The 553-nt window shown below is 40.5% G+C and carries 1 pseudogene; it reads left to right on the top strand.

The window, feature by feature from the left end:
- A pseudogene (gene pdeH / locus ACWHAR_RS30825) lies at positions 1-553 on the top strand (cyclic di-GMP phosphodiesterase); the annotation flags it as partial.

The following is a 553-nucleotide window of genomic DNA, read 5'->3' as shown; positions in this document are numbered from 1 at the left end:
TCGACTCATTTCTATTCTTACTATGAACTGCTTAACGAACTGAGCAAAGAGCAGCCTAACATAAAGCGTGTGACAGAGTACATAGAGCGGGATTTATCACTGTCCTATCAAATTTTAAAATTTTTAAACTCATCCCACAGCCGTTTGAGCCAGAAAATTGAAAGCATTCAACAGGCCATTATGCTGCTGGGATTTAATGAAATCAAACGGTGGATCTATATTCTTTCCTTTAAGGATTTAAGCAGGAAAGGCCATTCCAGCAAGCACGAAATCATTAAGATTTCTCTGATAAGAGCAAAGCTTTGCGAACTGCTGGCGAGAAAGACATCCCGGCCGCAGCCAGCTTCTTATATGCTGATCGGAATGTTTTCTCTCATAGACACCCTCCTGCATAGAGAAATAGAGGAAATTGTTCAAGAATTGCCTTTAAAAGATGAAGTCGGGCAAGCATTATTAGGCCATCAAAACGACTACTACCAAATGCTTGAGCTTGTGAAATTAATTGAAAGCAACAACTGGGACACTTGCTCGGAATTAGGCAATCAACTCGACA

Source organism: Bacillus sp. LR--39, assembly GCF_053613335.1.
The sequence above is the reverse complement of the archived record's forward strand: the minus strand, read 5'-3'. Positions and strand labels throughout refer to the sequence as shown.